Below are 25,881 nucleotides of genomic sequence, written 5' to 3'. Positions count from 1 at the left end.
ATACAGGTACGTTCCGCTGGACAAGGAGGAAGTTCGCTCATGAGTTTGAGTGTGATTTTAATGCTAGTGCAAGTATTTTTCGCTGTAGTAATCGGTCTGTACTTCTGGAATTTGCTTCGCAATCAACAGACGAACCGGACCGCCGTCGACCGGGAATCCAAGAAAGAGCTGGAGAAGCTGCGCAAGCTGCGTTCCGTGTCGCTGACGAAGCCGCTTGCGGAGAAGACGAGACCGGCTTCGCTGCAGGATATCGTCGGGCAAAAGGAAGGCTTAAAGGCGCTTAAGGCTGCGCTGTGCGGCCCGAATCCGCAGCACGTGCTCATTTACGGTCCTCCGGGGGTCGGCAAGACGGCGGCTGCGCGCGTCGTCCTCGAGGAAGCGAAGAAGAATCCGGACTCTCCGTTCCGGTTCGATTCGAAGTTTACGGAAATTGACGCCACGACTGCCCGTTTCGACGAAAGAGGCATTGCCGACCCGCTGATCGGCTCCGTGCACGATCCGATTTATCAGGGCGCAGGGGCGATGGGCGTCGCCGGCATTCCGCAGCCGAAGCCCGGTGCCGTAACGAAGGCGCACGGCGGTATTTTGTTCATCGACGAAATCGGCGAGCTGCATCCGATCCAAATGAACAAACTGCTGAAAGTACTGGAGGACCGCAAAGTTTTCCTCGAAAGCGCATATTATAATTCGGAGGATACGAATATTCCGAATTACATACACGACATTTTCCAGAACGGGCTGCCTGCCGACTTCCGACTCGTCGGAGCGACGACGCGCACCCCTTCGGAAATTCCGCCGGCGATCCGCTCGCGCTGTCTGGAAATTTTTTTCCGTCCGCTGCTGCCGCAAGAGATCGGCGAGATTGCCGAGAATGCGCTTCGCAAAATCGGTTTCCCGGTCAATGCGCAGGCGGTCGAGGTCGTGAAGCGTTACGCTACAAACGGACGCGAAGCGGTGAACGTCATCCAGCTGGCGGCAGGGATTGCCTTGACGGACAAGCGGGAAGAAGTGACGGCGGCCGATATCGAATGGGTCGTCAATTCGTCGCAAATTCCGCCTCGCCCCGAGAAGAAGGTGCCCGCCGAGCCGCAGGTCGGCTTTGTCAACGGTCTGGCCGTCTACGGGCCGAACCTTGGTACGCTGCTGGAAATTGAAGTGACGGCCAATCCCGCCCCCGCTGCGGGAACCGGCAAATTTACGATTACCGGTGTTGTGGACGAAGAAGAGATGGGCGGCGGCCAGCGCACGCTGCGGCGCAAGAGCATGGCCCGGGGCTCGGTCGAAAACGTGCTGACGGTACTGCGGAATCTTGGACTGAACACGGGTGAGTACGACCTGCATATCAACTTCCCGGGCGGCGTTCCGATCGACGGGCCTTCCGCCGGCGTTTCCATGGCGACGGCGATCGCTTCGGCCATTTACAATGTGCCGGTCGACAACAAGCTGGCGATGACCGGCGAAATATCCATTCACGGCCGGGTCAAGCCGGTCGGCGGGGTTGTCGCCAAGGTCGAGGCGGCATTCCAGGCAGGAGCGACCCGTGTACTCGTACCGAAGGAAAACTGGCAGGAAATTTTCGCCGATCTGCAGGGCGTTCAAGTGATCGCCGTCGAGACGATCGAGGAAGTGCTCCATACCGCACTTGGCCTGGAGCTGCAGCGGGCCGCCGCGGCACCGAGCAAGCCGTTCGAGCTGATCGTACCGCGCGACGTACCGTTCCTGCATGCAAACGCGTCGAATGAAGCACAATTGTAAGAGCGCGTCGAATTGGTGTTTTAAAATCTCATTTGCTACAATGGGATGAAGGTATATCGCTAACTAACCAAGTTGTCTGCCGCGGCGTTGCTTAGGATGGAAAATGGGATGCGAGCGCCTTATAAAGTCGCGTTTCAGCTGAAGAGATTTGTTCGAGAAACGTGACTTTAACGAAGCCGCAGCGACATTCTCCAATCCGCAGCAAAGACGCGCCAAAGACAACTTTCCACTCCGGAGGTGCAACATGGGACCGAACAAAACGAAAGTGCGGCGCCTGCCGCTGCTCCCGCTCAGGGGCTTGCTTGTGTATCCCAGCATGGTGCTGCATCTGGACGTCGGCCGCGAAAAGTCCGTGCGTGCCCTCGAGCGGGCGATGGTGGACGACAGCATGATTCTGCTGTGCTCCCAGTCCGAAGTCAATATCGAAGAGCCATCCCAAGAAGACATATATCGGGTCGGCACCATCTCCAAGGTACGGCAAATGCTCAAGCTGCCGAACGGGACCATCCGCGTCCTCGTCGAAGGAATCATCCGTGCGGAAATTACCGAATTTCTCGATACCGAGGAATATTATGAAGTGCAGGCCAAAGAGCTGCCCGAAGCCCAGGATAACGACCCGGAAATCGATGCGCTCATGCGCACGGTCCTGACCCAATTCGAACATTATATCAATTTGTCCAAGAAAGTGACCCCGGAGACGCTGGCCGCGGTATCGGACATCGACGAGCCCGGACGGCTTGCCGATGTGATCTGTTCCCATCTTTCGCTCAAGATCAAGGACAAACAAGAAGTGCTTGAAACCGTCGACGTCCGCGCCCGGCTGGAGAAGCTGCTCAGCATTCTCAACAACGAGCGCGAAGTGCTGGAGCTGGAGCGGAAAATTTCGCAGCGCGTCAAGAAGCAAATGGAGAAGACCCAGAAGGAGTACTATCTCCGCGAGCAGATGAAGGCGATCCAGAAGGAGCTTGGCGAGAAGGAAGGGCGTGCCGGGGAAGTCGAGGAGCTTCGGAGCCAGCTGGCCGATTCGGGCGTGCCGGACAAAGTGCGGGAGAAGATCGAGAAGGAGATCGACCGGTTGGAGAAGATGCCGGCGACGTCCGCCGAGGGCACTGTCATCCGCAACTACATCGACTGGCTGCTCAGCCTGCCGTGGGCGAAGAAGACGGAGGACGACCTCGATATCCGCAAAGCCGAAGAGATTCTGAACGAGGATCACTACGGCTTGGAGAAGCCGAAGGAACGCGTGCTCGAATATCTCGCGGTGCAGAAGCTCGTGCAGAAGATGAAGGGGCCGATCTTATGTCTCTTCGGGCCTCCGGGCGTAGGGAAGACGTCGATTGCGCGCTCCATCGCCCGTTCCTTAAACCGCCAGTTCGTGCGCATCTCGCTCGGCGGCGTGCGGGATGAAGCGGAAATTCGCGGCCACCGCCGCACCTATGTAGGCGCGATGCCGGGCCGAATCATGCAGGGCCTCAAAAATGCCGGAACGAACAACCCGGTGTTTCTGCTCGACGAAATCGACAAGATGGCCATGGATTTCCGCGGTGACCCGGCTTCCGCACTGCTTGAGGTGCTGGATCCGGAGCAAAACAGCACTTTTAGCGATCATTTTATCGAGGTTCCCTTCGATCTGTCCAACGTCATGTTCGTCACAACGGCCAATGCGCTGCACAACATTCCGCGGCCGCTGCTTGACCGGATGGAAGTGCTGTACATTCCGGGCTACACCGAGATTGAGAAGCAGCAAATCGCCCGAAAATATTTGCTTCCCAAGCAGCGTCGCGATCACGGTCTTCAGGAAGAGCAGCTGACCGTCGACGATGATGCCATCCTGAAAATCATTCGCGAGTATACGCGCGAGGCGGGCGTTCGCAATCTCGAGCAGCAGGTGGCCGGCATTTGCCGTAAATCCGCCAAGGAGATCGTGGAGTTCCCGGACCGGACGATTCATGTGAATACGGATAAAGTGAAGGACTATTTGGGTCCGGCGAAATTCCGCTTCAGCCTGGCTGAAGAAAGCGATCAAGTCGGCGCCGTGACGGGCCTGGCGTGGACGGAGGTCGGCGGCGACACGCTGGTCATCGAGGTTACGGTCATGCCGGGCACAGGCAAGCTGACGCTGACCGGCAAGCTTGGCGATGTCATGAAGGAATCGGCTCAGGCTGCGTTCTCCTACACCCGGTCGCGGGCGCAGGAGCTCGGGATTCCGTCCGATTTCCACGAGAAGTTCGATATTCACATTCATATTCCGGAAGGTGCCATTCCGAAGGACGGTCCGTCCGCCGGCATTACGATGGCGACGGCGCTCATCTCCGCGCTCTCCAACGTGCCCGTGAACCGGACGGTGGCCATGACCGGCGAAATTACGCTGCGCGGCCGCGTGCTGCCGATCGGCGGTCTCAAGGAGAAATCGCTGGCGGCCCATCGCGCCGGCATCCGGAAAGTGCTGCTGCCCAAAGACAACGAGAAGGATTTGCAGGAAATTCCGGAGACGATCCGCACCGATATGACGTTCGTTCCCGTCTCCCATATGGATGAGGTGCTGGAGCATGCGCTCGTGAAGGCGGAGCCGGCCCCGGTCGGAAGCTAAATTTTATTAGAAATTGTGGTGTTGTTATGAAGGTCAACCGTTCCGAATTCATTATCTCTGCGGTCGGACCGAGCCAGTACCCGCAAGACGCTCTGCCGGAGGTCGCTCTGGCAGGGCGTTCTAATGTCGGGAAATCGTCCCTGATCAACAAAATGATCAACCGCCGTAATCTGGCCCGTACGTCCTCCCAGCCGGGGAAAACGCAAACGCTCAACTATTACCGCATTAACGACGACTTATACTTTGTCGACCTGCCGGGCTACGGCTATGCCAAAGTGTCTCAGGAGCAGCGCCGCAAATGGGGGCAGTTCATCGAGGAATATTTGACGGGGCGCGAGCCGCTGAAGCTGCTGCTGCTGCTTATTGATGCCCGTCACGAGCCGACAAAGGACGATGTGCTCATGTACGAGTGGGTGCGCCATTTCGAGCTTCCGCTTGTGGTCGTAGCAACGAAGGCGGACAAGCTGCCGAAGAGCCAATGGCAGAAGAATGTCAAGATCGTGAAGGAAACACTGGGGATGCCGAAGGACGCCCCCTTCGTCTTGTTTTCCAGCGAGACGGGAATGGGCAAGGAGGAGCTGTGGAGCTTGATCGAAAGCGCAATCGGCTACAAGGACCCGAATTTGGATGAAAATTTAATGAACACACCATAGGATTCGCGAGGAAAACGGGGCATTTCATACGCCCATCTTGGGCTTCTCCGGCCTAAGTGTGTTTTTTTCCGGTTTTCGGCTGATTTCCATGGCTAGCGTGCATGATTATTAAGCTCTTGTGTAGTATAATGATAAAGGAAAGACGCACAAGAAAGCACACGGCTTGGAATCGAGAGAATCGAGGGTGTTTTTATGGCACAAAGGTTAGCGACTGAATACGTCAAAACCTGCCTACAGTTAACGGAAGAAGAGTTTCATCAGTTCGTATCGATGTTTATCAGCGAGCAAGCAACTCTCCAGACCAAAGTACTTGAGAATGGAAATCAGGAAGTCGTGCTGCAGGACGACGGAGGCCAGGAAATCGTGCTTCCGTTCGAAAGAGTGTCAGACCTTTATGTGTGTATGGGAAGCTGCATCATTACGAATCATAAAATTGTGAACGCCATGCGCAAAGCCGTCTCTACCTTCCGCGGCAGCGCCATCGTCAAGCGCATTTACAGCGGCTACACGATGGTATATCAGTATGAGGAAGGCACTGTACGTCGAATCGTCGAAGTGAAGAACGGCAGCGAAAACGTCATTTACGAATATAAAGATACGCTAGGCATGCTGGAGCAGCTGTTCCATAAGCGAGAAGTGGAGCAGGAGATCGAAAGCATCTACAAGCAGATTAACGGACTTCTGGATCTTCGCAACGAGCTGAAAGGGATGAACCTGAACGCTCATATCGATGAGCGTTTGCAGCAGCTAACCCGGCGGCTGTTCGCTCTGGAAGCGTAAAAGCTGTCAGAACAGCGTTCGTATAGCATTGGAATGCACACAATAGAAACAAGGGACCTCATTTTCCACTGCGGGAAATGAGGTCTTTTGCGTTTGATAGAAGTCTCGTACGGCCACTGCTAGGTTCAATGGAAGACGGGCCGGCGGGAGGGCGCAGCGGCAGAAAAAACACCCGGGGGCGTGTGCTGGCAGAATGGGTAGAAAACTCATCATCATGCATAAAAATTCAGCTGCGAATTAGGCCCCCGGGAAAGGCCCGGAAGCCGCACCACGACTGGGTTTATCGCATATCGTAGGTATTGTGGTTAGCAGTCCAAAAAAAAGTATTGCAATTCTGTTCGAGAGATGTTATTTTTATCTTCGTTGAAAACAATATAGGAACCAGGATTCACTCAGGACATGAATATGTTGCGAGAGATTATTCCCTCGGGAAGTGAATGACGTAGGTCCTAGCGGATGAAATGTGTATTGATTTTATTCCTAGGAAGGGGGAACCGAAACGTGGAATACTCTACTTTCGGAAGACATGTTGCTGTTGATACTTGGGGGGCTGACTTTGAACGTCTGACGAACGCCGAATGGCTGCAATCGCAGATGGTCGAAGCCGCCGAAGCATGCGGAGCAACCGTATTATCTGTCCAGTCGAAGCAATTCGAACCTCAAGGCGCTACCGTACTTGTACTGCTGTCGGAAAGTCATCTCTCGATTCATACGTATCCTGAAAAGGGCTTTGCCGCTCTCGATTGCTACACTTGCGGCGAAACTGTGGATCCGCAACTCGCCATCGACTACATGATCTCGGTATTGAAGCCGGAGCGTGTATATGCGAAGAAGCTTGTTCGCGGCGTAGGCGAATTGCAAGTTGAAACGCCTAGCATCCAGCTGCCGCAGCTGGTGAAATAAATATCGAATGTGCCTCGTAACCACAGCTTCCGCTGTGGTTATTTGTTTCCCCCGACCGCCATACAATGGTGAGTGTGAGACAAGTCGGGGGAGGAACGTCTGTGAATATCAAGCTGAAGAGGATTGCTTGGGCTGGAGCGATTGCGGCGGCGGTGCTGTGGTCGACGGTACAGACCGTGGGCGCTCTGCGCATCGGGCAACATCGAAGCGGAAATGCCGTGATCCAGCTGTACGAGGTGGCGGAGCTCCAGATAGAGCTGCTGGGCAGCACCTTGAAGCAGTCTGTCGGAGCTAAACAAGCCGCCGAGCTGGAGCCGCTGAAGCAAGCGGTGTATACCGCATCGTTCACGCATGAGCGTCTCGCGACAGCCGTTGGGGAAGATCGAATGCCTCCGCTGAACAGCTTGAAGGAGCTCTCACAGCTGATGCTCCGGCTGCAATTGAGCGGGGCAAGACCGGTCAAGGCCGAGGAAGTCCAGCTGCTGCAGAAAGCGGCCGACGTTTATGATGAGCTGGAATCGGCTTACGATCAGCTGCTTTCTTCGCGCGGAGAGGTTGTTTCCTCGCAGAGCCGGGCTCTTGCCGAGGCGGACGACAAGCTGTTGAAGCTGTTGAAGAAGGAAAGCCTGAAGTGATGGATGGAAAGTCATCATCTTGGAAACGATAGGCAGTAGGTTATTCATAATATTTTCAAAATGTTTGTCGGAAAATCGTATTCGCTATGTTATAATAACTCTAAAGAAAGGCAGGTGGTACCGTATGCATTTTGTCGTGGTTGGTCTGAACTATCGCACTGCGCCAGTCGAGATTCGCGAGAGATTCGCCATCGAGCAGCAAGATTTGCCTCGCGCACTCGCAGAGCTAAATAACATAAAGAGCATCCTCGAGAGTGTGATCGTGGCCACTTGCAACCGAACGGAGCTTTATGTTGTGACGGATCGGGCTCATTTGTGCGGGCACTATATCCCGGCGTTCCTGGAACAATGGTTTGGCATTCCGAAGCAGGATTTCGCCAAGCATTTATATACGTATGAAGATCAACAGGCCGTGGAGCACTTGTTTCGGGTCACATGCGGACTCGATTCGATGGTGATCGGCGAGACGCAAATTCTCGGTCAAGTGCGCGACGCGTTCCTGCTGGCCCAGCAGCAGAAGACGACAGGCACGATGTTCAATAACCTGTTCAAGCAGGCCGTCACGCTCGCGAAGAAAGCCCACTCCGAGACAGGCATCGCGGATAATCCGGTGTCGGTTTCGTATGCGGCCGTCGAGCTGGGCAAGCGCATCTTCGGCTCGTATCATGGAAAGACGGTGGCGATTCTCGGCGCCGGTAAAATGAGCGAGCTGACGGTCAAGCACTTGTACGCAAACGGGGCGAGCAAGGTGCTGGTGCTAAACCGTACGTTCGAGAAGGCGAAGGAGCTGGCCGGCAAATTTGACGGCGTTCCATGTCGAATGGAGGAGCTGCAGGACCGCCTGGTCGAAGCCGATATCGTCATCTCCTCTACAGGGGCCACCGATTATGTCGTAACGAAGGAGCAGCTTGCTCCCGTACTGCAGAAGCGCAAATCGCGGCCGTTGTTCATGATGGACATTGCGGTGCCGCGCGATCTCGATCCTCGTCTCGGCGAGCTGTCCAACGTATTCCTGTATGATATCGATGATTTGGAAGCGATCGTTGACAATCATTTGGCGGAGCGGCGCAAGGAAGCGGTCAAGATCGAGAAGATGATTGAAACCGAGCTGCTTGTGTTCGAGCAGTGGACGAAGACGCTTGGCGTTGCTCCGGTCATTCAGGCGCTGCAAGCGAAAGCAAGCCTCATTCATGAGGAGACGATGGACAGTCTGGAAAAGAAGCTTCCGGATCTTGACGAAAGGGAGCTTAAGGTAATCCGCAAGCTGACCAAGAGCATCGTGAATCAGATGCTGCGCGATCCGATCGTGCGGATTAAAGAAATGGCGGCTGATCGTCATGGCGATGAAGCGCTGGACGTGTTTACGAAGATTTTCGCGCTGGAAGAGCTGCTCGCCGATCAGAAAGCCGCGGAGAAGCAGGCGCCGCGGCGGAAGGAACAGCCCGATCAAGCGGAGCGCCTTGAATCGGCAAGCGGAGCTTCCCCTGCAGAGGATGGCGCCCCTGTGTTCGGCTTCGCACCTGTCCAGGCTTTCAACCAGTCGTAACGCGCCGTGTCGGGAGGCAAGCGATGATTACCAAAGGATGGCTGATCGACGCTATATTATACGTATATGCCCTGAGCCTTCTCTTTATTTTCTCCGATCTGGCGAATTCGAATCGGAGCTTGAAGAGAATCGGAACGGGGCTGCTTTCTTTTGTATGGCTGCTTCAAACCGTGTATTTGGCGGGCAATATGATTTCTCACCGGGCGTCCTGGGTATTTTCCGGCTCGGAGACGCTGTTTCTATTTTCTTGGCTGCTAGTGACCATTTCGCTCTTGCTGTCCAGGGTGTACCGGATCGAGCTGCTCGTATTTTTCGTTAACGTATTCGGGTTCGCCGTACTCGCACTGAACTTCTTCAGCAGCGAGAACGTCTCGCCGACGCTGCAGAGCTGGAATATTAACGACGAGCTGCTGTTCGTGCACATCACGCTGGCCATCGGCAGCTACGCCGCCTTTACGATCGGTGCTGTCTTGTCGGGGATGTATTTGTTTCTGCACCGGCAGCTCAAGTCAAAGCGCTGGTCGCCGGCGATGAAGCGGCTGCCCAGCCTGGAGAAGCTTGACCAGTACGCCTTCATCTCCGTCATTGTCGGCGCTCCTTTGCTGCTGCTGGCATTGGCGCTCGGCATCGTCTGGATTGCCTTGGAAGGGGACCCGAGGCTGTTTTACGATCCGAAAGTGGTGAATACGCTGTTTGTCATGGCCGCGTACGTATTTTACATTTTTCAGCGCCGGACGCTGCGGCTGGAGGTTACGAAGCTGGCCGCCTGGAATTTGGCCGCTTTTGCGATTGTCGTCATGAATTTGATTGTGTCGAATCTGCTGTCGGATTTCCATGACTGGATTTGGATGGGGTGAATCGAATGGGATGGCTGCCGGTAATGCTGCGGCTCGACGGTGCGCTCTGTGTCGTGATCGGCGGCGGCGCGGTTGCGGAGCGGAAAGTGCTCGGACTGCTGGAGGCGGATGCGTTTGTCACGCTGATCAGCCCTACGGTAACGGGGAAGCTTGAGGAGCTGGCGGAGCAGGGCGTCATTCATTGGGTGACCCGGGATTATGCCGAAGGGGATTTGTCCGGTGCGACTCTGGCGTTTGCAGCGACGAACGACGGGGGGGTCAACGGTCAGGTGGCAGCCGAGGCGCAAAGCCGGGGCGTTCTCGTCAATGTAGCCGACGATGCCGATGCCGGAACGCTGATGCTGACGTCGGTGCTGCGCCGCGGCAAGCTTATGCTGTCGGTGTCCACGATGGGGGCGAGTCCTTCTACAGCCAGACGTGTGCGCCGCGAGCTTGAAGAGGCGTATGGAGACGAGTATGAGGTATGGCTGGATTGGCTGGCCGAAGTGCGGCTGATGCTGCGGCAGCGAGTCGAAGGGACGGAGCTGCGGCAATTGCTGCACAGGCTTCTGGACGAAATGAACGGACCTGAGCTGCTGCGCACCGGCAGACTGCCTGCAAGCGGCTGGCAGGAAGCATGGCTGGAAGCCTTGAGAAGGGAGCCTGTACCGGATACGGTATGGCGATTGGCTTCTCAGGTTTAGTTTCTTTATAATACATACCATGATCCAAGAAGTTACGACACCGTTCGATCCGATAACAAATATCGGGTAGAGAGACCCAAGGAGTGGGTCTGCATCCGATTCCCCGATGTCCGGCTTGCCGGACGAGTTCACTCACTGGAGGCACTATGAAACGTACTATTGTAGTCGGGACAAGACAAAGCGCTTTGGCCCTGACGCAGACCGGCTGGGTAGTCGACAGGCTGCGCGAGCTGAGCGCAAGGCTAGGCATGGAAGTGGACTTTGAGCTGAAGAAAATCGTCACGCGCGGCGACCAAATTCTCGACGTCACGCTGTCGAAGGTCGGCGGCAAAGGGCTGTTTACGAAAGAGCTCGAGGAGGGCATGCTCGGCGGGGAGATCGATATCGCCGTGCACAGCATGAAGGATATGCCCTTTGAGCTGCCGGAAGGGCTGACGATCGGAGCCGTGCCGGAGCGGGAAGATCCGCGCGACGCGCTGATCTCGCGCAAAGCCGGCACGCTGGAGGAGCTGCCGCGCGGCGCCCGCGTCGGCACGAGCTCGCTGCGCCGGGCGAGCCAGCTGCAGCACGCGCGGCCGGACTTGCGGATCGACACGATCCGCGGCAACATCGATTCGAGGCTGCGCAAGCTCGAATCGGAGGGCTACGATGCGATCCTGCTCGCGGCCGCCGGTTTGCGGCGGATGGGCTGGGAAGATCGCATCACGGCGCTGCTTCCGCCCGAAACGTGCGTCCCGGCCGTCGGCCAGGGCGCGCTCGCCATCGAATGCCGGGCGGACGACGCCCCGCTGCTGGAGCTGCTGCGCAGCTTCCAGCATGAACCGACGGCGCTCGCCGTGCGGGCGGAGCGCAGCTTCCTCGGCAGCCTGAACGGCGGCTGCCAGGTGCCGATCGGTGCGTACGCCGTCGCCCGGCCGGGGGAAAGCGGCGCGGAGGGCGCGCCGCTCTTGACGATGACCGGCTTTGTCGGTACGCCGGACGGGCAAACCCTGCTGAAGGAAACGAGCACCGGAACCGATCCGGAGCAACTGGGACGACAGATCGCCGCCGTTCTTAAGGAGCGCGGGGCTGATCGCATTTTAGCTGCGGTAAGGGTGTGAGATGGGGAAATGAACAAGGGCAAAGTGTACTTAATCGGCGCCGGACCGGGAGATCCGAAGCTGATTACGGTGCGCGGGCTGGAAGCGATCAAGAAAGCCGATGTGATCGTGTACGACCGGCTGGCCACACCGCGGCTGCTCCTGCATCGGCGTGAAGGCGCCAAGCTGGTTTACGTTGGCAAGACGAAAGACAAGCATATGATGAAGCAGGAAGACATTAACCGGCTGCTGGCGGAGCTGGCGCTGGAGGGACATACCGTCGCCCGCTTGAAGGGCGGCGATCCGAGCATCTTCGGCCGGGTCGGCGAAGAAGCGGAAGAGCTTACGGCGCACGGGGTGCCGTTCGAGATTATTCCGGGCGTGACGTCCGCTATCGCGGCGCCGGCTTATGCCGGAATTCCGGTTACGCACCGTGACTTCACTTCCTCGTTTACGATCGTGACCGGACACGAATACCCGAACAAAACGTATTCCGCCGTCGATTGGGAGAACATCGCCAAAGCGAGCGGAACGCTCGTATTCTTGATGGGCGTCGCCAATATCGAGCACATTTGCTCGGAGCTGCTGTCTTACGGCAAGCCGCCCGAGCTTCCGGTCGCCCTGATCCGCTGGGGAACGTGGATGGAACAGCGCACGCTGACAGGCACACTCGCGACGATTGCCGAGAAGGTCAAAGCGACTGGCTTCGAGTCGCCGGCCGTCATTATCGTCGGCGAAGTCGTAAAGCTGCGCGACAAGCTGGCCTGGTTCGAGAAGAAGCCGCTGTTCGGAAGGCGCATTCTGGTGACGAGAGCGCGCAGTCAGGCAAGCGAGCTCGTCGACAGGATCGATGAGCTGGGCGGCGAGCCGGTGCAGTTCCCGGTCATCCGGCTGCGTGAGCCGACACGTCCCGAGGCGCTTATGGCGTTGGACGATGCGCTTCACAGATTGTCCGATTACGATTGGGTGCTGTTCACGAGTGTGAACGGGGTCGATTATTTTTTCCGGCGGCTCATCGATTTGTCGGTGGACGTTCGTCAGCTTGCCGGCGTCCGCGTCGGCGCGGTCGGGCCGAAGACAGCCGAAGCGCTGCGCCAGCGCGGCATTATGACCGAACCGCTCCCGCTGCAGTTCCAGGCGGACGCTCTTGCGGCCGCCTTGGAGCCGCTCGTTCAGGCCGGGCAGCGCGTTCTGCTTCCCGCCGCCGATATCGCCAAGGAGACGCTGCCGAAAGCCTTGAAAGCCATGGGGCTGAACGTGGAAGAGGTTGACGTCTACGAGAACGTCATCTCCCTGGAAGGCGGCGAAGAAGCGCTGGAGCTGCTGCGGCAGCGGGCGATTAACGCAATCACGTTTACGAGCTCTTCCACGGTGACGAACCTGCTTCGCGCTCTGGAAATGCTCGGCGAGAGCGAGCCGCTGGCGCTGCTTCGCGGCATCGACATCGCCTGCATCGGGCCGGTGACGGCGCAGACGGCGCTCAAGGCGGGGCTGACCGTAACCCATGTGGCGGAGCAGGCGACCATTGAAAGCTTGCTGCAAAGCCTGGTTTCGAATACGAATCACCTGTAGCCGGGATCGACCGGAACAGACAATGATAGAGATTGACACAAACCGAATCGAATACCGAATACCGAATACCGAATACCGAATACCGAATACGGAGGACCTTCAAATGACGTTCCCGACCGTCCGGCACCGCCGGCTCCGCGGCTCCGCCGCACTTCGCAGCCTTGTCAAAGAGACAAGGCTCGCTGTACAAGATTTGATTTACCCGATCTTCGTAACGCACGGCACTGGCGTGAAAGAAGAAATTCCGTCGATGCCTGGCGTTTACCATTTCTCGCTCGATCTGCTGCGCCAAGAGATCGACGAGGTCGTTCAGTTGGGCATTCCGGGGATTCTGCTGTTCGGCGTGCCGGAGACGAAGGACGCCTGCGGCTCGTCCGCCTACGACGAGAACGGCATCGTCCAGCAGGCGACCCGGCTCATCAAGTCTTGGTATCCCGGCCTGCTGATTATCGCCGATACGTGCTTGTGCCAATTTACCGACACCGGCCACTGCGGCGTCGTCAAGCATCATCCGGTTACCGGCCATGCCGAGATCGACAACGACGAGTCGCTGGAGCTGCTGGCGCGTACGGCGGTGTCGCAGGCGAAAGCCGGGGCCGACATTATCGCTCCGTCGAACATGATGGACGGATACGTGCACGCGATCCGCGAGGCACTGGACGAGAACGGCCTGCAGCATACGCCGATCATGGCTTATTCGGTCAAGTACGCTTCGAGCTTCTACGGTCCGTTCCGCGACGCCGCTCATTCCACGCCGCAATTCGGCGACCGCAAGACGTACCAGATGGATCCGGCAAACATTCGCGAAGCGCTGCGCGAAGCCGAATCGGACGTCGTCGAAGGAGCCGATTTCCTGATGGTGAAGCCGGCGCTCGCCTATTTGGACGTACTGCGCACGCTGCGTGAGAATTTCGACCTGCCGCTTGTTGCTTATAACGTCAGTGCGGAGTATTCGATGACGAAGGCAGCGGCTCTGAACGGCTGGATCAACGAACAGGCGATCGTGATGGAGACGCTGACCGGGATGAAACGGGCCGGAGCGGACATTATTTTGACCTATCATGCCAAAGACGCAGCCCGCTGGCTTAAAGAACAAGGGTAAGAAGGTTACCCTGCATAAAGGAAGGTGCTTTCATGCCCTATAACGATACATTCCTGCGCGCCGCGCGCAAGCAGCCGGTCGAAACGCTGCCGGTCTGGTATATGCGGCAAGCGGGACGCTACGACCCGGATTACCGTAAAATCAAAGAAACGCATTCGCTGCTTGAGATTTGTCTGAAGCCCGAGCTCGCTGCGGAAGTGACGATGATGCCGGTGAAGAAGCTCGGCGTCGATGCGGCGATTCTGTACTCGGATATTATGAACCCCGTTGCGTCCATAGGCGTCGACTTCGACATCGTGAAGAACGTCGGCCCGGTCATCGCCAATCCGATCCGTACCGCGGCCGATATTGAAAAGCTGCGTCCGATCGACGTTGACAAGGATTTGTCGCACATTATGGAGACGATCCGTATTCTGGACCGCGAGCTGGACGTTCCGCTCATTACGTTCGCCGGCGCTCCGTTTACGATCGCTTCGTACTTGATCGAGGGCCGCCCATCGAAAAGCTATATCCGCACGAAGGAAATGATGTATGCCGAGCCGCAGCTGTGGCATTCGCTCATGAACAAGCTCGGCGATATGGTCATTACATACTTGAAGGCACAGATGGCGAACGGAGCGAAGGCGATTCAGCTGTTCGATTCCTGGGTCGGGGCGCTGTCACCGGACGACTTCAAGCAGTTCGTCTACCCGGTCATTCAGCGCATCTTCGCCGAGCTGTCCGACTTGCCGCAGCCGAAAATTTATTTCCCGGGCGTCGCCTCGGGCGAGCTGCTGCCGTATTTGCGGGAGCTTCAGGCCGACGTGATCGGCCTCGATTGGCGGGTGCCGATCGCCGAGGGACGCCGCCGGGTCGGACCGGGATTTGCCGTGCAGGGCAACATGGATCCGTACTTGCTCACCGCGCCGATGCCGGTCATTCAGGCGAAGGCGAAGCAGATTATTGACGAAGGCTGCCGCGAGCCCGGTTATATTTTCAATCTCGGACACGGCCTGTTCCCCGAAGCCTCTCTCGACAAGCTGAAGGAGCTGACCGCGTTCGTTCATGAGTATTCGCGCGAGGTGCTGTCCGCCCAAGGCAACGCACCGGCTGTTTCGGAAAGCGGGGTAAGCTGATCGATGAAGGAACGTAAAAAAATCGGCGTTCTGGTGCTGTCCTACGGGACGCCCGAGAGCCTTGACCAGATCGAAGAATATTACACGCACATTCGCCACGGACGACCGCCGACGCCGGAGCAGCTTGAAGAGCTGAAGGCGCGCTACGAAGCGATTGTCGGCGGCTTCTTCCCGCTTCGCCGGAACACCGACAAGCAGGTCGAAGGGCTGCAGGAGACGCTCAAGCGGGAGCATGCGGACGTCGACTACGTCTGCTACCAAGGGCTGAAGCATGCCCGCCCGTACATTGAAGACGGCGTCGAGCAAATGGCCAAGGACGGCATTCGCGAGGCGGTCGGCGTCGTACTCGCGCCTCATTACTCCACGATGAGCGTAGGCGCGTATACGAAGCGCGCGAAGGAGACGGCCGATAAGCTCGGCATCGCCATGACGTTCGTGAACGAGTACCATCTGCACCCGAAGCTGCTGCAGGCGCTCAGCGAGCGCGTCGAGGCGTCGCTGGCGGCATTCCCGGGCGGTACGGCGCGCGGCGACATCCGGGTTATTTTCAGCGCGCATAGCCTTCCGGAGAAAATTCTCGAGCTCGGCGATCCGTATCAGCAGCAGCTGCTCGAAACGGCGAAGGCCGTAGCCGACAAAGCCGGCGTGACGAACTGGCAGTTCGCATGGCAAAGCGCGGGTCAAACCGCTACGCCTTGGCTGGGGCCGGATATTTTGGACGTGCTGCGCACGATCCGCAACGAGGAGAATGTCACCTCCGTACTGATGTGCCCGATCGGTTTCGTTTCCGATCACCTGGAGGTCCTGTATGACATCGATATCGAGTGCAAGTCGCTGGCGGCGGAGCTGGGGATGCGGCTGGAGCGAACGGAATCGCTCAATACCGATCCGCTGTATATGGAGACGCTGAGCGACGTCGTTCACCGGCAGGCCCGATCGAGCGGCTGGGTGTAGCATAAGAGGGGAGCAAGCGGTTATGCATGAGGAGCATCGCGGACAGAGCGGCGCGAATTCGGGGGAGCACCGCGTTCTGATCGTAGGCGGAGGCATCACGGGACTTAGTGCTGCTCATTACGTCCGGAAAGAAGCGGACAAGCTCGGCTTGAACTGCCGGATCGTCCTGACGGAAGGGAGCGACAAGCTCGGCGGCAAGATTCATACGATGTACCGGGACCGTTTCGTTATCGAGAAAGGGCCGGATTCGTTCCTGGCGCGCAAGCAGCCGATTATCGATTTGACGAAGGAGCTCGGCCTGGAAGGAGAGCTGACCGGTACGAATCCGAACGCGAAGAAGACGTATATTTTGCGCCGCGGCCGGCTGCACCGGCTACCGCAAGGACTTGTTCTCGGCATTCCGACCGAGGTGAAGCCGTTCATCAAGACGGGGCTCATATCGCCGGCGGGTAAAGCGCGGGCCGCTCTCGATCTGATGCTCCCGCGCCGCAGCTCGAACGAAGACGAATCGCTGGGGGACTTCCTGGAGCGGCGTCTCGGCCGGGAAGTGCTGGATCGCATTGCCGAGCCGCTGCTTGCCGGGATTTACGCCGGGGATACCCACGCCCTCAGTCTCCGTGCAACGTTCCCGCAGTTTCACGAGATTGAGAAGAAGCACCGCAGCCTGATTCTCGGCATGATTGCGGGCAAGAGCACGCCGGCCCCTGCGCCGGGCAAGCAGCTTCCCAATGCCGGCAAGGGGACGGTGTTTTATACGTATAAGCGCGGCCTGCAAACGCTGGTGGCCGCCCTTACGGACGAGCTCCGCCAAGCCGGCGTTGAGCTGAGAACGGCAGCGATGGTGGAATCGCTGCACAAGACTGAAGACGACGGCGGCTACGAGGTTCGCGTGTCCGTTCGCGGAGCGGCTCCGGTCACCGAGACGTACGACAGCGTTATTCTAACGACTCCCGGCTACGCGACGGCGGAGCTGCTTAGCGGCTTGCCTGCGGCGGCTCATCTGCGCGATATGGCGTATATTTCGGTCGCCAATATTATTCTCGGTTTCAAGGCGAAGGAAATCAAATTTCAGATGGACGGCACCGGATTCGTCATTCCGCGTACCGAAGGCACGACGATCACCGCCTGCACGTGGACATCGATCAAATGGCTGCATACGGCGCCGGAAGACAGCGTCGTGCTGCGCTGCTACGTAGGCCGCTCCGGGGAAGAAGGGTGGCGGACGCTGTCCGACGAGGAGCTCGTCATGCGGGTGCGGGCGGATTTGCAGAACATACTGGGAATAACGGCGGTGCCGGAGTTCACGGAGGTTACCCGACTGCTGCGCTCGATGCCGCAGTATCCGGTAGGACATTTGGAAGCGATCGCCGAGCTGGAGCGGCAGCTGGACACGTATTTGCCCGGCGTCTATGCGACAGGGGCGGCGTTCCGCGGCGTCGGGTTGCCGGACTGTGTCGGGCAAGCCAAAGAGACCGCAAGGCGGCTCGTCGCCCATGCGGTCTCCCGTGCGGCGGCTCCGTCCGCGTGACAGGCGCGCTCGCTTGCTTTAGGAGCGCAGTTTGCTTACGTCAAGACGCATATCGCCGAACGCCATATTCAAAATTCCGCGTTCCTGCAGATGGCGCATAACCTGCATCAGGACCGGCTTCTGTACACCTGCCATCTGCGAGATTTCATCGTAGTTAAGCACCATTTTGACGATAATGACGTTGCCTTCCCGCTTCCCGTGCTTGTTGGCCAGCTTGATCAGGCTCTTCAGCACGCGGGAGTTGGCGTCGAGGAACGTCAAGTCGTGCACTTGCTGGTTCGTGTCGCGAAGCCGGTTGCACAGCTCCTGCATGATGCCGAGGGTAATGTCGAACTGATCCTTCAGAAGCGCCAGGAAGTCGCGGCCGACGAGCGTAATGAGTACGGAGGTTTCGAGGGTTTGGGCCGAAGCGGAGCGGGGCTTGCCGTCAAGCAGGCTGAGCTCGCCGAAGGAATCGCCTTCCTTGAATACGGACAAAATTTTCTCGTCTCCATTCGCTCCGGTCGTATATACTTTCACGGCGCCGCTGTACACAATGTAGAAGGTATTGCCGGGCTCCTTCTCGCGGAACAACACTGTGCCCGGCGCGATCGTCTTCATATGGCAAATGTTCGCAACGGCTTTCAAATGATCGTTGTTCAGCATTTTGAACAGGGGAACCATGGTTAGAAATTCTATCATATAAGGCCTCTCTTTTTCAGAATGATCTGATCATATTTTACCATAACTTTCGTAGGAGGTGTGTGAATTTATGTCGATTCATGATGGACAAAGAATGGAAGAGAGGTCCAGAATCGCTTTCGCTGCGGCCAAAGAACTGATCCCGGGAGGGGTTAACAGCCCCGTACGGGCTTTTAAATCCGTCGGGTTAACGCCGCTGTTCATGGAAAGCGGGGAAGGCTCGCGCGTTCGGGACATCGACGGTAACACATATATCGACTATATTGGGTCTTGGGGCCCGTTGATCGTCGGTCATGCGCACCCGGAAGTGCTGAAGTCAATTGCGGAAACGGCGGCTAAGGGGACAAGCTTCGGTGCTCCGACGCTGCTGGAGACCGAGATGGCGAAGCTCGTCATCGAACGGGTTCCGTCGGTCGAGATGGTGCGCATGGTAAACTCCGGTACGGAAGCGACAATGAGTGCGCTCAGACTGGCGCGCGGCTATACGAAGCGCAACAAAATCGTCAAGTTCGAGGGCAGCTATCACGGTCATGCCGACGCGCTGCTGATCAAAGCCGGCTCCGGTGTAGCCACACTGGGCCTTCCTGACAGCCCCGGCGTTCCGGAAAGTATTGCGGTGAACACGATCACGGTGCCGTACAACGATTTGGAGGCTGTCGGGGTTGCGTTCTCTTCGTTCGGCGAGGACATTGCGGCGGTTATTGTGGAGCCGGTAGCCGGCAATATGGGCGTCGTTCCGCCTCAGCCGGGCTTCCTGGAAGGGCTGCGCCGCTTGACGCAGGAGCATGGCGCGCTGCTGATTTTCGATGAGGTGATGACCGGGTTCCGGGTGCACCTGAACTGCGCGCAAGGCTTGTACGGCATTACGCCGGACTTGACGTGCCTCGGCAAGGTGATCGGCGGGGGCTTGCCTGTCGGCGCCTATGGCGGCCGCCGCGACATTATGGAGATGATGGCGCCGAGCGGGCCGATCTATCAGGCCGGTACGCTGTCGGGCAATCCGCTGGCGATGGCCGCAGGCTATACGACGTTGAAGCTGCTCGGAGAGCCGGGGGTATACGAGGAGCTGGAGCGCAAATCGGCGCGGCTGGAAGCGGGCTTTGCCGCCAATGCGGCGGAAATCGGCGTACCTGCGACGATTAACCGGGTCGGCTCGATGATTTGTCCTTTCTTCACGGACAAGCAAGTCGTCGACTACGCTACGGCCAAAACGTCCGACCAAGCCAAGTTTAACGCCTATTTCAAGCATTTGCTCGATTTGGGCGTATCGGTTGCGCCGTCGCAATTCGAAGGCATGTTTGTTTCTACCGCACATTCCGATGAAGACATCGAGGCGACGATCGATGCCCATCGTGAGGCGTTAAAAAGGCTGTAGACAATCGAAGCATCGGCATAACGAAAAGGCGGTGACAAGGTATCTTGTCCCGCCTTATTTGGTGCTGCCGCGGAGCACCAAATGATAAGTCACATTGGAATGCTGAGGGACGTCAGCCGCGCCCTTCAACTTCCGAATCAAATTGCGCGTGGAAGTCATGCCGATTTCGACGGCGGAATATTCGACTGTGGATAGCTGCGGCCGGACTAGGGTGGACATGAAGCTTCCGTCAAAGCCAAGCACGGAGACGTCTTCGGGAATTCGATATCCGTTATCAAGCAAATAATTCATAGCCCCAATGGCCATACCGTCCGTAGAACAGAAGACCGCGGAAGGTAAAGAGCCTGTCTCCGCAATCGCTTGCATCGCAATCCGGCCGCCTTCAATGGAGATTTCACTCTCGACAATCCACTCCTCGCGCAGCGAAATTCCCGCATCCTGCAGCGCTTGACGATAGCCCCGATACCGATGACCGCCGACAGGCATATCGCCTCCGGCGCGAATCATGGCAATATCCCGATGCCCCTTGTGAATCAAGCAGGTTACGGCTTCATAAGCCGCGGACACGTTATCGACATGTACCGAAGGAACCGAGGGCATTTCCGAGATTTGACCGACTAAGGTGCAAGCGATGCTAGCGGATTCCAGGATATTCAAGTGATGCTTCCCGAACTGATTGCCTATGAAAATCACGCCCTGCGTTCCCATATCCGCATGCAGGCGCAAACATTGAAGCTCCGTATCTTCGGTGCCGTCCGACAGCGTAATGATCGTTTCATAACCGAACACGCTGCTGATCGTCTGAATACCGGTAATAAAGTCATCCAGAACGGTGCTGCTATTCTTGGGAGCAATGACGCCTATCAGGGAGCGGGCGGTTTCTTGATTCGCAACGATTCTCGGAGGATAATTGGTTTTCTTCAGTACCTCCATTACTCTTCGGCGTACGTCTTCATTCACGGGTTTACTGTTATTGACCACTCTAGACACAGTGGAAACAGATACATTTGCCATTTGGGCAATATCTTTTATTGTGATTCTCAAGCTGTCATCACGACCTTCATCAAAATCAACTACTTCAAATAATAGCATGTCCACCTCGCTTATTCTATGCAGAGAAGCTGTTGACTGGGAAAATAATGTGTCATATAATCACGGGAGAGGAGGGGGAAATTTCCTAACTGGCTGGGGCTCATATCACCCATTATTTTCTTTAGTAATGTAAGCGGTTTACCGATGTGCAGCTCTATGAATCTGAGGCAGACGGAGGTGGGGTCAGCGTTAGAGCAAGATTGGCATCGGCTCTTTATTTGCATTTGCGCAAACGATTGCACAAAAACTTTGCACTGAAAAGAGTCCGAGCATTGTGTTCATTCATGTTACCACCCAAAGGAGATGAGTTACTTGGCACTTCAGAACAACAGATTATGGAAAGCTTATAAAGCTGCATTAGCACTGCTGCTGACCTTGATTTTGCTTATTGGAAGCGCTTTAACGCCGACGGCCGCCCAAGCGAGCACCGGCACCGACACGAAGATCGTCGTTATGCTGAATCTGGAAGATGTCACGAACTTCGACGATTTCGACAAACAATTGGCCACCTTGAAAAACAGCGGCGTTTACGGCGTTGAAGTCGATATGTGGTGGCATCATTTTGAGCCTGCAAAAGGGCAGTATGATTGGTCCTACTATGACACATTATTTTCCCACATTGAACATGCAGGCTTAAAGATTGCACCGATCTTTTCCTTCCACCAGTGCGGCGGCAACGTAGGCGATACGTGCGATTATCCGATCCCGAGCTGGGTGTGGAATGAAGGAACCGCCGAGGAAATGAAATTCAAATCGGAATCCGGTTACATGGACAATCAATACATCGCTCCTTGGTTCAAGACCGCGGAGACTTGGTATAGCGCAGCGTTCCAATCGTTTGCAGCGAACATGTCGAAATATAAATCGTCCATCGAGAAAATTCATATCGGATTGGGGCCTGCCGGCGAGCTCCGATACCCAAGCTATAATTTCAACGATGCGAATGAGCCGTGGCAATATCCGAAGAGAGGATTGTTCCAGGCGTATTCAACCGCTGCAGTAGCCGATTTCCAGGCCAGCATGCAGTCGAAATATACGAGCATCGACGTTCTGAATACCGTATGGGGTTCCACGTATGGCAGCTTTGCAGAGATTCAACCTCCTAAAGGGGATGTGTTCTATACGAGCGGCGACTACGAGCGAGCCTATGGCGTCGATTTCCTTACCTGGTACCAGGAAGTATTGACGAAGCATTTCGCAAGCATCGTAACGAAAGCTCACCAGCAGCTGGATGCTGCGTTCGGCGTACGGTTGAGCGCAAAAATTCCGGGGATCCACTGGCAGTTCAGCAACCCGGACGCGCCGCATTCCGCGGAGCACGCGACAGGCCTATACGATTATTCCACTCTGATCGACAAGTTCAAGGAAAACGATGTGGATCTTACTTTTACCTGTCTGGAAATGACCAATGAAGCGAACGGCGGCGGCTTGGCGCCAAACTTCAGCAAACCGCAGGATCTTGTCGATCTGGTAGCCGGGCTGGCCAAGGCTAAAGGGGTAGCGCTGGAAGGGGAAAACGCACTGTCGATCGGTAATGCTGAAGCCTATAAGCCGATTTATGACGTGTTGAGCAAGCACCCATTCGATATTTTTACCCTGTTGAGGCTGCAAGATGTGGTCAGAGCGAACGGCACGGCTACCCCGCTGCTTGCTTCGTTCATCTCCGTTATTCAGACGGGGCAGCTTCCGGAAAAGCCCACACAATCGGTTACGTTCGTCGTCTATGACCGGAATCCCGATCCGGACAGCCGGAATGTATACATTGTGGGCAACAATGCCGCTATCGGCAACTGGAATCCTTCCAATGCGATTCAAGGGCAATATGCAGGCGGCGGTTACTGGAAAGTGACGCTGGACTTGAAAGCAACGGAATCGTACAACTTCAAAGCGATCAAGAAAGACAGCTCCGGCAATGTGGAGTGGGAGCAGGGAAGCGACCATAGCTGGACCGTGCCTCATGTTCCGGGCGCAGCGGCGATGTTTAAATCCGACTGGCAAACGACGGGACCCGTGAGCGGCTACACGCATTACATTACCGGCGATGTTGTACTGAACGGCGCTGCGCAAGCGGGAACGACGGTTACATTGACGGATAAGGACGGGAATGTAATCGAATCCGCTGTTTTTGGCGAGCAGACCTCGACCAAAGGCGTAATTAGCCCCGACAACGATACGTCCAAGGTGCGGTATTATTTTGCAGTGCCGGCCGGAACTTATTACCTGCACGCTGTCAATGGCGCTAACTCCGTAGGGATATCGGTCCATGCAAATTCGCAAACGACCCAGGATGTAAACGGCAGTACATATTTATATAACATCGTCTTGGAGCTTCAACTGCCGTCAACTCCTGGAGGAGATTCGTCACCTGGCGACGATACACCGTCAAACGGTAATACACCGCCTAGCGGCAATTCGTCCGGAGCCAACAACGGCGCCCCGACGAACATTACCAATAACAAGCCTGCAACGAAGCCGGCGGTTTTGCCGAAGGATACTCCCGCGGTGGAAATTACAGGTACGATGGAAGTAAAGACATCGAACTCGGCCGCACAGGTTACGCTGGAGAGCGACAAAACCGTTGCTGCGATTAACGATGCCAAATCGGATGTGAAAGCGTTCGTCTTATCCATCCCGCGGACCGATGGCGTGAATGCGCTCACGATCTCATTGCCGGCTGCCGTTCTCAAAGCCGTTGAGACGAAGGGGGGCACTGAGGCGGTCATCGTAGTCACGACACAGTTCGGCAACTATACGCTGCCTCTGCGCGCTATCGGGAAGCTGACGGACGGCATGATTTCCCTGACCGTTGCTCAGGCGCCGGGTTCAACGGCGCAGCAGCTCCAGCAGTCGGCAGCTGCGAATAAGCTTCAGGTGATCGGTACCCCTGTCACCTTCACCGTGGAGCAAGTTGATGCGGCTGGCGGCAAGCGGGAAGTTCAAGATTTTCACAATGTTTACGTGCCGCGTTCCTTACAAGCGGGGAAAATGGTCGACAGCACGACGACCACAGCAGTTAAGGTCAATGCGGACGGCAGTATCATTCCGGTGCCGACGTATTTTGCCAAGGAGGACTCCGGCGAATATGCAGCCGTCATCAACCGTACGAGCAACAGCACGTATGCGCTTGTAACGGGAAGCAAGTCGTTCGCGGACACGAAGGGCTTCTGGGCGGAAGCGAATATCGCCAAGATGGCCTCGCATCTGCTCGTGAACGGAATGACGGATACGACATTCGAGCCGCAAGCGAACATGACGCGGGCTCAATTCACCAGCATGATGGTTAGAGCATTGGGGCTGTCGGATCGCAAGGGAGCTTCCGGCTTTACGGATGTGACGGAGAAAGACTGGTACTATACCGATGTAGGCATTGCGGTTTCGGCCGGTCTGATCGAAGGCTATGGCGATACGTTTAAGCCAAACGATCATGTGACGCGCGAACAGATTGCCGCGATCGTAACCCGGGCATTGCAATTTGCAGGGAAAACAACGGATGCCGGAAACGTGAACCTGACTTTTAGCGATACGGAGCACATCTCGCCGTGGGCGCTGCCGTTTATTTCGGCCGCTGTAAAGCTGGGTATTTTAGACGGAGACGACAAAGGCCAGCTTCGTCCGGATCAGCAAGCAACGCGTGCAGAAGGCGCCGTAATGCTGGAAAGAATGCTGCAATCGCTTCACTTCATCAACTGATACGCTTCAAACGGAAAGAGCTGAACATGGCCTTCATGTTCAGCTCTTTCCATTATCACTTATGCAATAAGGCCTGCCAGGCCGTCTCAAGAAGATGAACCGCGTCGGGAATCGTATCGCGGCCTGTGAGGATTCCGTTCACTTGGGGCGTAAAGTCGCGAAACAGCTTGGACGCTTCCGGAATTTTCGGCAGAGGCTTTGCGACTTCCAGCTGCGCTTTAAACCCTTGGATCAAGGAGTCGGATGCGAGCTGCGCGTCTTCGTAAGCGGAGGATTGGGTCGGTATTGTTTTGAATATGCCGCTCTGCAGAATTTGGGTCTCGGAGCTCGTCAGAAAGCGAATCAGCTCGTAGCTTTCTTTCGGATGCCTGCTGTACTTATTGATGACGAGGGAATGCCCGCCGATCGGGGAACCTTGGCCGCCGGGCCCTTTCGGAACCGGAGCAATGCCGATATTGGCCGGATCGCTGAATGCCTTACCCTTAAGGATATTATGAAGCTCCCAAGGGCCGTTGATGATCATGGCGACATGTCCGTCCTTGAAATCATTCAACATCTTCGCATACCAATCGACGTAATTCGGATAAGGCTGAGTAACGCCTTCCGTGACTAAGCTGCGCATGAAAGCAAAAGCTTGCTGCGATTCCTTCGACGCAATGCGGATCTCGCGGTCGTCGGTGACGGTGCCGCCTCCAAACGCCCATAAGTAAGGCAGGGCAAAATAAGAATCCTCCGTAACGAATATGCCGTATTTGCCTTGGCCCGTTACGGCCTTGGCAATCGTCAGGAGCTCGTCCATTGTTGCCGGAGGGTGGGAGAATCCCGCTTCCTGCAGCATTTTTTTGTTATAGAGGAGCGCCGGCGCTTCAATGACGGATGGAAAACCGTAGACGTGTCCATCGTACGATGTCGCTTGAACAGCGCTTTGGACAAATCCGGACAACTCCGCCTCCGAGGCAAGAGAATCCAGCGGATAGACGATGCCCAAATCGGCATACTCGGCAATCCATGAATTGTCGGCGCGGAACACGTCGACGTTCTGGTCTCCAAGGATGGACGTTTTGAATTCGTTCGTTGCGAACGGAAAATTCCGCTGCGACATCATGACTTTAATGTTCGGATACCGAAGCTGGAAGGCGTTGATTCTTTGCTGGAAAAATGCCGTTTCTTCGCCCGCAGTTGTAGTCCAGAACGTTAAGGTCACGGTTGCTTCGGATGTGTCGGTGCCGGTGCAAGACGTTAATAATGTCGTTAGGATGATGGAACTGACGGCAAGCAGCTTTTTCATCAT

At 56.4% G+C, this 25,881-nt stretch carries 20 protein-coding genes; 17 read left to right on the top strand and 3 right to left on the bottom strand.

What is annotated here, in order from left to right; all coding sequences use genetic code 11:
- Positions 1-39 precede the first annotated feature (39 nt).
- The 15 genes from lonB to hemG all read left to right on the top strand — a co-directional run bounded on the left by lonB (position 40) and on the right by hemG (position 17,752).
- Positions 40-1,755 carry an ATP-dependent protease LonB gene (gene lonB, locus ACFFK0_RS09180; protein ID WP_377469837.1) on the top strand — a complete coding sequence of 572 codons (1,716 nt, stop codon included), beginning with the start codon at positions 40-42 and terminating at the stop codon, positions 1,753-1,755.
- Between the two features lie 244 nt (positions 1,756-1,999).
- Complete coding sequence (gene lon / locus ACFFK0_RS09175) at positions 2,000-4,345, top strand: endopeptidase La (protein ID WP_377469835.1); 2,346 nt, start codon at positions 2,000-2,002, stop codon at positions 4,343-4,345.
- Between the two features lie 26 nt (positions 4,346-4,371).
- Entirely contained in the window at positions 4,372-4,998 is a 627-nt protein-coding gene (yihA, locus tag ACFFK0_RS09170) for a ribosome biogenesis GTP-binding protein YihA/YsxC (RefSeq protein WP_377469834.1), read from the top strand.
- A 192-nt stretch (positions 4,999-5,190) separates the two neighbouring features.
- Positions 5,191-5,778 carry a non-ribosomal peptide synthetase module gene (locus ACFFK0_RS09165; protein ID WP_377469832.1) on the top strand — a complete coding sequence of 196 codons (588 nt, stop codon included), beginning with the start codon at positions 5,191-5,193 and terminating at the stop codon, positions 5,776-5,778.
- 501 nt (positions 5,779-6,279) lie between these two features.
- Complete coding sequence (gene speD / locus ACFFK0_RS09160; RefSeq protein WP_377469830.1) at positions 6,280-6,681, top strand: adenosylmethionine decarboxylase; 402 nt, start codon at positions 6,280-6,282, stop codon at positions 6,679-6,681.
- Positions 6,682-6,782: 101 nt separating this feature from the next.
- Positions 6,783-7,316, top strand: coding sequence for a hypothetical protein (locus ACFFK0_RS09155; RefSeq protein WP_377469829.1), 534 nt, complete (start codon positions 6,783-6,785; stop codon positions 7,314-7,316).
- Between the two features lie 124 nt (positions 7,317-7,440).
- Entirely contained in the window at positions 7,441-8,862 is a 1,422-nt protein-coding gene (gene hemA / locus ACFFK0_RS09150) for a glutamyl-tRNA reductase (protein ID WP_377469828.1), read from the top strand.
- Between the two features lie 23 nt (positions 8,863-8,885).
- Positions 8,886-9,719: a cytochrome C assembly family protein gene (locus ACFFK0_RS09145; protein ID WP_377469827.1), complete on the top strand. Its 834-nt coding sequence runs from the start codon at positions 8,886-8,888 to the stop codon at positions 9,717-9,719.
- A gap of 5 nt (positions 9,720-9,724) precedes the next feature.
- Positions 9,725-10,402: a precorrin-2 dehydrogenase/sirohydrochlorin ferrochelatase family protein gene (locus ACFFK0_RS09140; protein ID WP_377469954.1), complete on the top strand. Its 678-nt coding sequence runs from the start codon at positions 9,725-9,727 to the stop codon at positions 10,400-10,402.
- A gap of 146 nt (positions 10,403-10,548) precedes the next feature.
- The gene (gene hemC, locus ACFFK0_RS09135) at positions 10,549-11,502 is read left to right on the top strand and encodes a hydroxymethylbilane synthase (RefSeq protein ID WP_377469826.1); all 954 of its coding nucleotides are present in this window, start codon (positions 10,549-10,551) and stop codon (positions 11,500-11,502) included.
- Between the two features lie 9 nt (positions 11,503-11,511).
- Positions 11,512-13,053, top strand: coding sequence for a uroporphyrinogen-III C-methyltransferase (cobA, locus tag ACFFK0_RS09130; protein WP_377469825.1), 1,542 nt, complete (start codon positions 11,512-11,514; stop codon positions 13,051-13,053).
- A gap of 103 nt (positions 13,054-13,156) precedes the next feature.
- Positions 13,157-14,155 (top strand): porphobilinogen synthase, encoded by a 999-nt coding sequence (gene hemB / locus ACFFK0_RS09125; protein WP_377469824.1) that lies wholly within the window; start codon positions 13,157-13,159, stop codon positions 14,153-14,155.
- A gap of 32 nt (positions 14,156-14,187) precedes the next feature.
- Positions 14,188-15,270 (top strand): uroporphyrinogen decarboxylase, encoded by a 1,083-nt coding sequence (gene hemE / locus ACFFK0_RS09120; RefSeq protein ID WP_377469822.1) that lies wholly within the window; start codon positions 14,188-14,190, stop codon positions 15,268-15,270.
- Positions 15,271-15,273: 3 nt separating this feature from the next.
- Positions 15,274-16,224 (top strand): ferrochelatase, encoded by a 951-nt coding sequence (hemH, locus tag ACFFK0_RS09115; RefSeq protein WP_377469821.1) that lies wholly within the window; start codon positions 15,274-15,276, stop codon positions 16,222-16,224.
- Positions 16,225-16,246: 22 nt separating this feature from the next.
- On the top strand, positions 16,247-17,752 hold the full coding sequence (gene hemG, locus ACFFK0_RS09110; protein WP_377469819.1) for a protoporphyrinogen oxidase: 1,506 nt from the start codon (positions 16,247-16,249) through the stop codon (positions 17,750-17,752).
- 18 nt (positions 17,753-17,770) lie between these two features.
- On the opposite strand, the gene ACFFK0_RS09105 is transcribed toward hemG, so the two are convergent.
- Positions 17,771-18,433, bottom strand: coding sequence for a Crp/Fnr family transcriptional regulator (locus tag ACFFK0_RS09105; RefSeq protein WP_377469818.1), 663 nt, complete (start codon positions 18,431-18,433; stop codon positions 17,771-17,773).
- Between the two features lie 70 nt (positions 18,434-18,503).
- On the opposite strand from ACFFK0_RS09105, the gene hemL reads away from it, so the two are divergent.
- Positions 18,504-19,808 (top strand): glutamate-1-semialdehyde 2,1-aminomutase, encoded by a 1,305-nt coding sequence (gene hemL / locus ACFFK0_RS09100; protein ID WP_377469817.1) that lies wholly within the window; start codon positions 18,504-18,506, stop codon positions 19,806-19,808.
- 54 nt (positions 19,809-19,862) lie between these two features.
- Here the strand turns inward: hemL and ACFFK0_RS09095 are convergent, their stop codons facing one another.
- Positions 19,863-20,900 (bottom strand): LacI family DNA-binding transcriptional regulator, encoded by a 1,038-nt coding sequence (locus ACFFK0_RS09095; RefSeq protein WP_377469816.1) that lies wholly within the window; start codon positions 20,898-20,900, stop codon positions 19,863-19,865.
- A 312-nt stretch (positions 20,901-21,212) separates the two neighbouring features.
- On the opposite strand from ACFFK0_RS09095, the gene ACFFK0_RS09090 reads away from it, so the two are divergent.
- Positions 21,213-24,590 (top strand): family 14 glycosylhydrolase, encoded by a 3,378-nt coding sequence (locus ACFFK0_RS09090; protein ID WP_377469815.1) that lies wholly within the window; start codon positions 21,213-21,215, stop codon positions 24,588-24,590.
- A gap of 55 nt (positions 24,591-24,645) precedes the next feature.
- On the opposite strand, the gene ACFFK0_RS09085 is transcribed toward ACFFK0_RS09090, so the two are convergent.
- On the bottom strand, positions 24,646-25,881 hold the full coding sequence (locus ACFFK0_RS09085; protein WP_377469814.1) for an extracellular solute-binding protein: 1,236 nt from the start codon (positions 25,879-25,881) through the stop codon (positions 24,646-24,648).

Source organism: Paenibacillus chartarius (assembly GCF_042432825.1).
GTDB lineage: Bacteria > Bacillota > Bacilli > Paenibacillales > NBRC-103111 > Gordoniibacillus > Gordoniibacillus chartarius.
This window is presented reverse-complemented; position numbering and strand designations above follow the sequence as displayed.

Bases quoted from the DNA above. Each gene is read 5' to 3' on its own strand.
- hemG (WP_377469819.1), top strand. From the start codon at position 16,247: ATGCATGAGGAGCATCGCGGACAGAGCGGCGCGAATTCGGGGGAGCAC.
- hemC (WP_377469826.1), top strand. From the start codon at position 10,549: ATGAAACGTACTATTGTAGTCGGGACAAGACAAAGCGCTTTGGCCCTG.
- hemB (WP_377469824.1), top strand. From the start codon at position 13,157: ATGACGTTCCCGACCGTCCGGCACCGCCGGCTCCGCGGCTCCGCCGCA.
- ACFFK0_RS09105 (WP_377469818.1), bottom strand. From the start codon at position 18,433: ATGATAGAATTTCTAACCATGGTTCCCCTGTTCAAAATGCTGAACAAC.
- hemA (WP_377469828.1), top strand. From the start codon at position 7,441: ATGCATTTTGTCGTGGTTGGTCTGAACTATCGCACTGCGCCAGTCGAG.
- ACFFK0_RS09140 (WP_377469954.1), top strand. From the start codon at position 9,725: ATGGGATGGCTGCCGGTAATGCTGCGGCTCGACGGTGCGCTCTGTGTC.
- lonB (WP_377469837.1), top strand. From the start codon at position 40: ATGAGTTTGAGTGTGATTTTAATGCTAGTGCAAGTATTTTTCGCTGTA.
- ACFFK0_RS09145 (WP_377469827.1), top strand. From the start codon at position 8,886: ATGATTACCAAAGGATGGCTGATCGACGCTATATTATACGTATATGCC.
- hemL (WP_377469817.1), top strand. From the start codon at position 18,504: ATGTCGATTCATGATGGACAAAGAATGGAAGAGAGGTCCAGAATCGCT.
- ACFFK0_RS09095 (WP_377469816.1), bottom strand. From the start codon at position 20,900: ATGCTATTATTTGAAGTAGTTGATTTTGATGAAGGTCGTGATGACAGC.
- hemE (WP_377469822.1), top strand. From the start codon at position 14,188: ATGCCCTATAACGATACATTCCTGCGCGCCGCGCGCAAGCAGCCGGTC.
- yihA (WP_377469834.1), top strand. From the start codon at position 4,372: ATGAAGGTCAACCGTTCCGAATTCATTATCTCTGCGGTCGGACCGAGC.
- ACFFK0_RS09085 (WP_377469814.1), bottom strand. From the start codon at position 25,881: ATGATGAAAAAGCTGCTTGCCGTCAGTTCCATCATCCTAACGACATTA.
- ACFFK0_RS09165 (WP_377469832.1), top strand. From the start codon at position 5,191: ATGGCACAAAGGTTAGCGACTGAATACGTCAAAACCTGCCTACAGTTA.
- cobA (WP_377469825.1), top strand. From the start codon at position 11,512: ATGAACAAGGGCAAAGTGTACTTAATCGGCGCCGGACCGGGAGATCCG.
- lon (WP_377469835.1), top strand. From the start codon at position 2,000: ATGGGACCGAACAAAACGAAAGTGCGGCGCCTGCCGCTGCTCCCGCTC.
- hemH (WP_377469821.1), top strand. From the start codon at position 15,274: ATGAAGGAACGTAAAAAAATCGGCGTTCTGGTGCTGTCCTACGGGACG.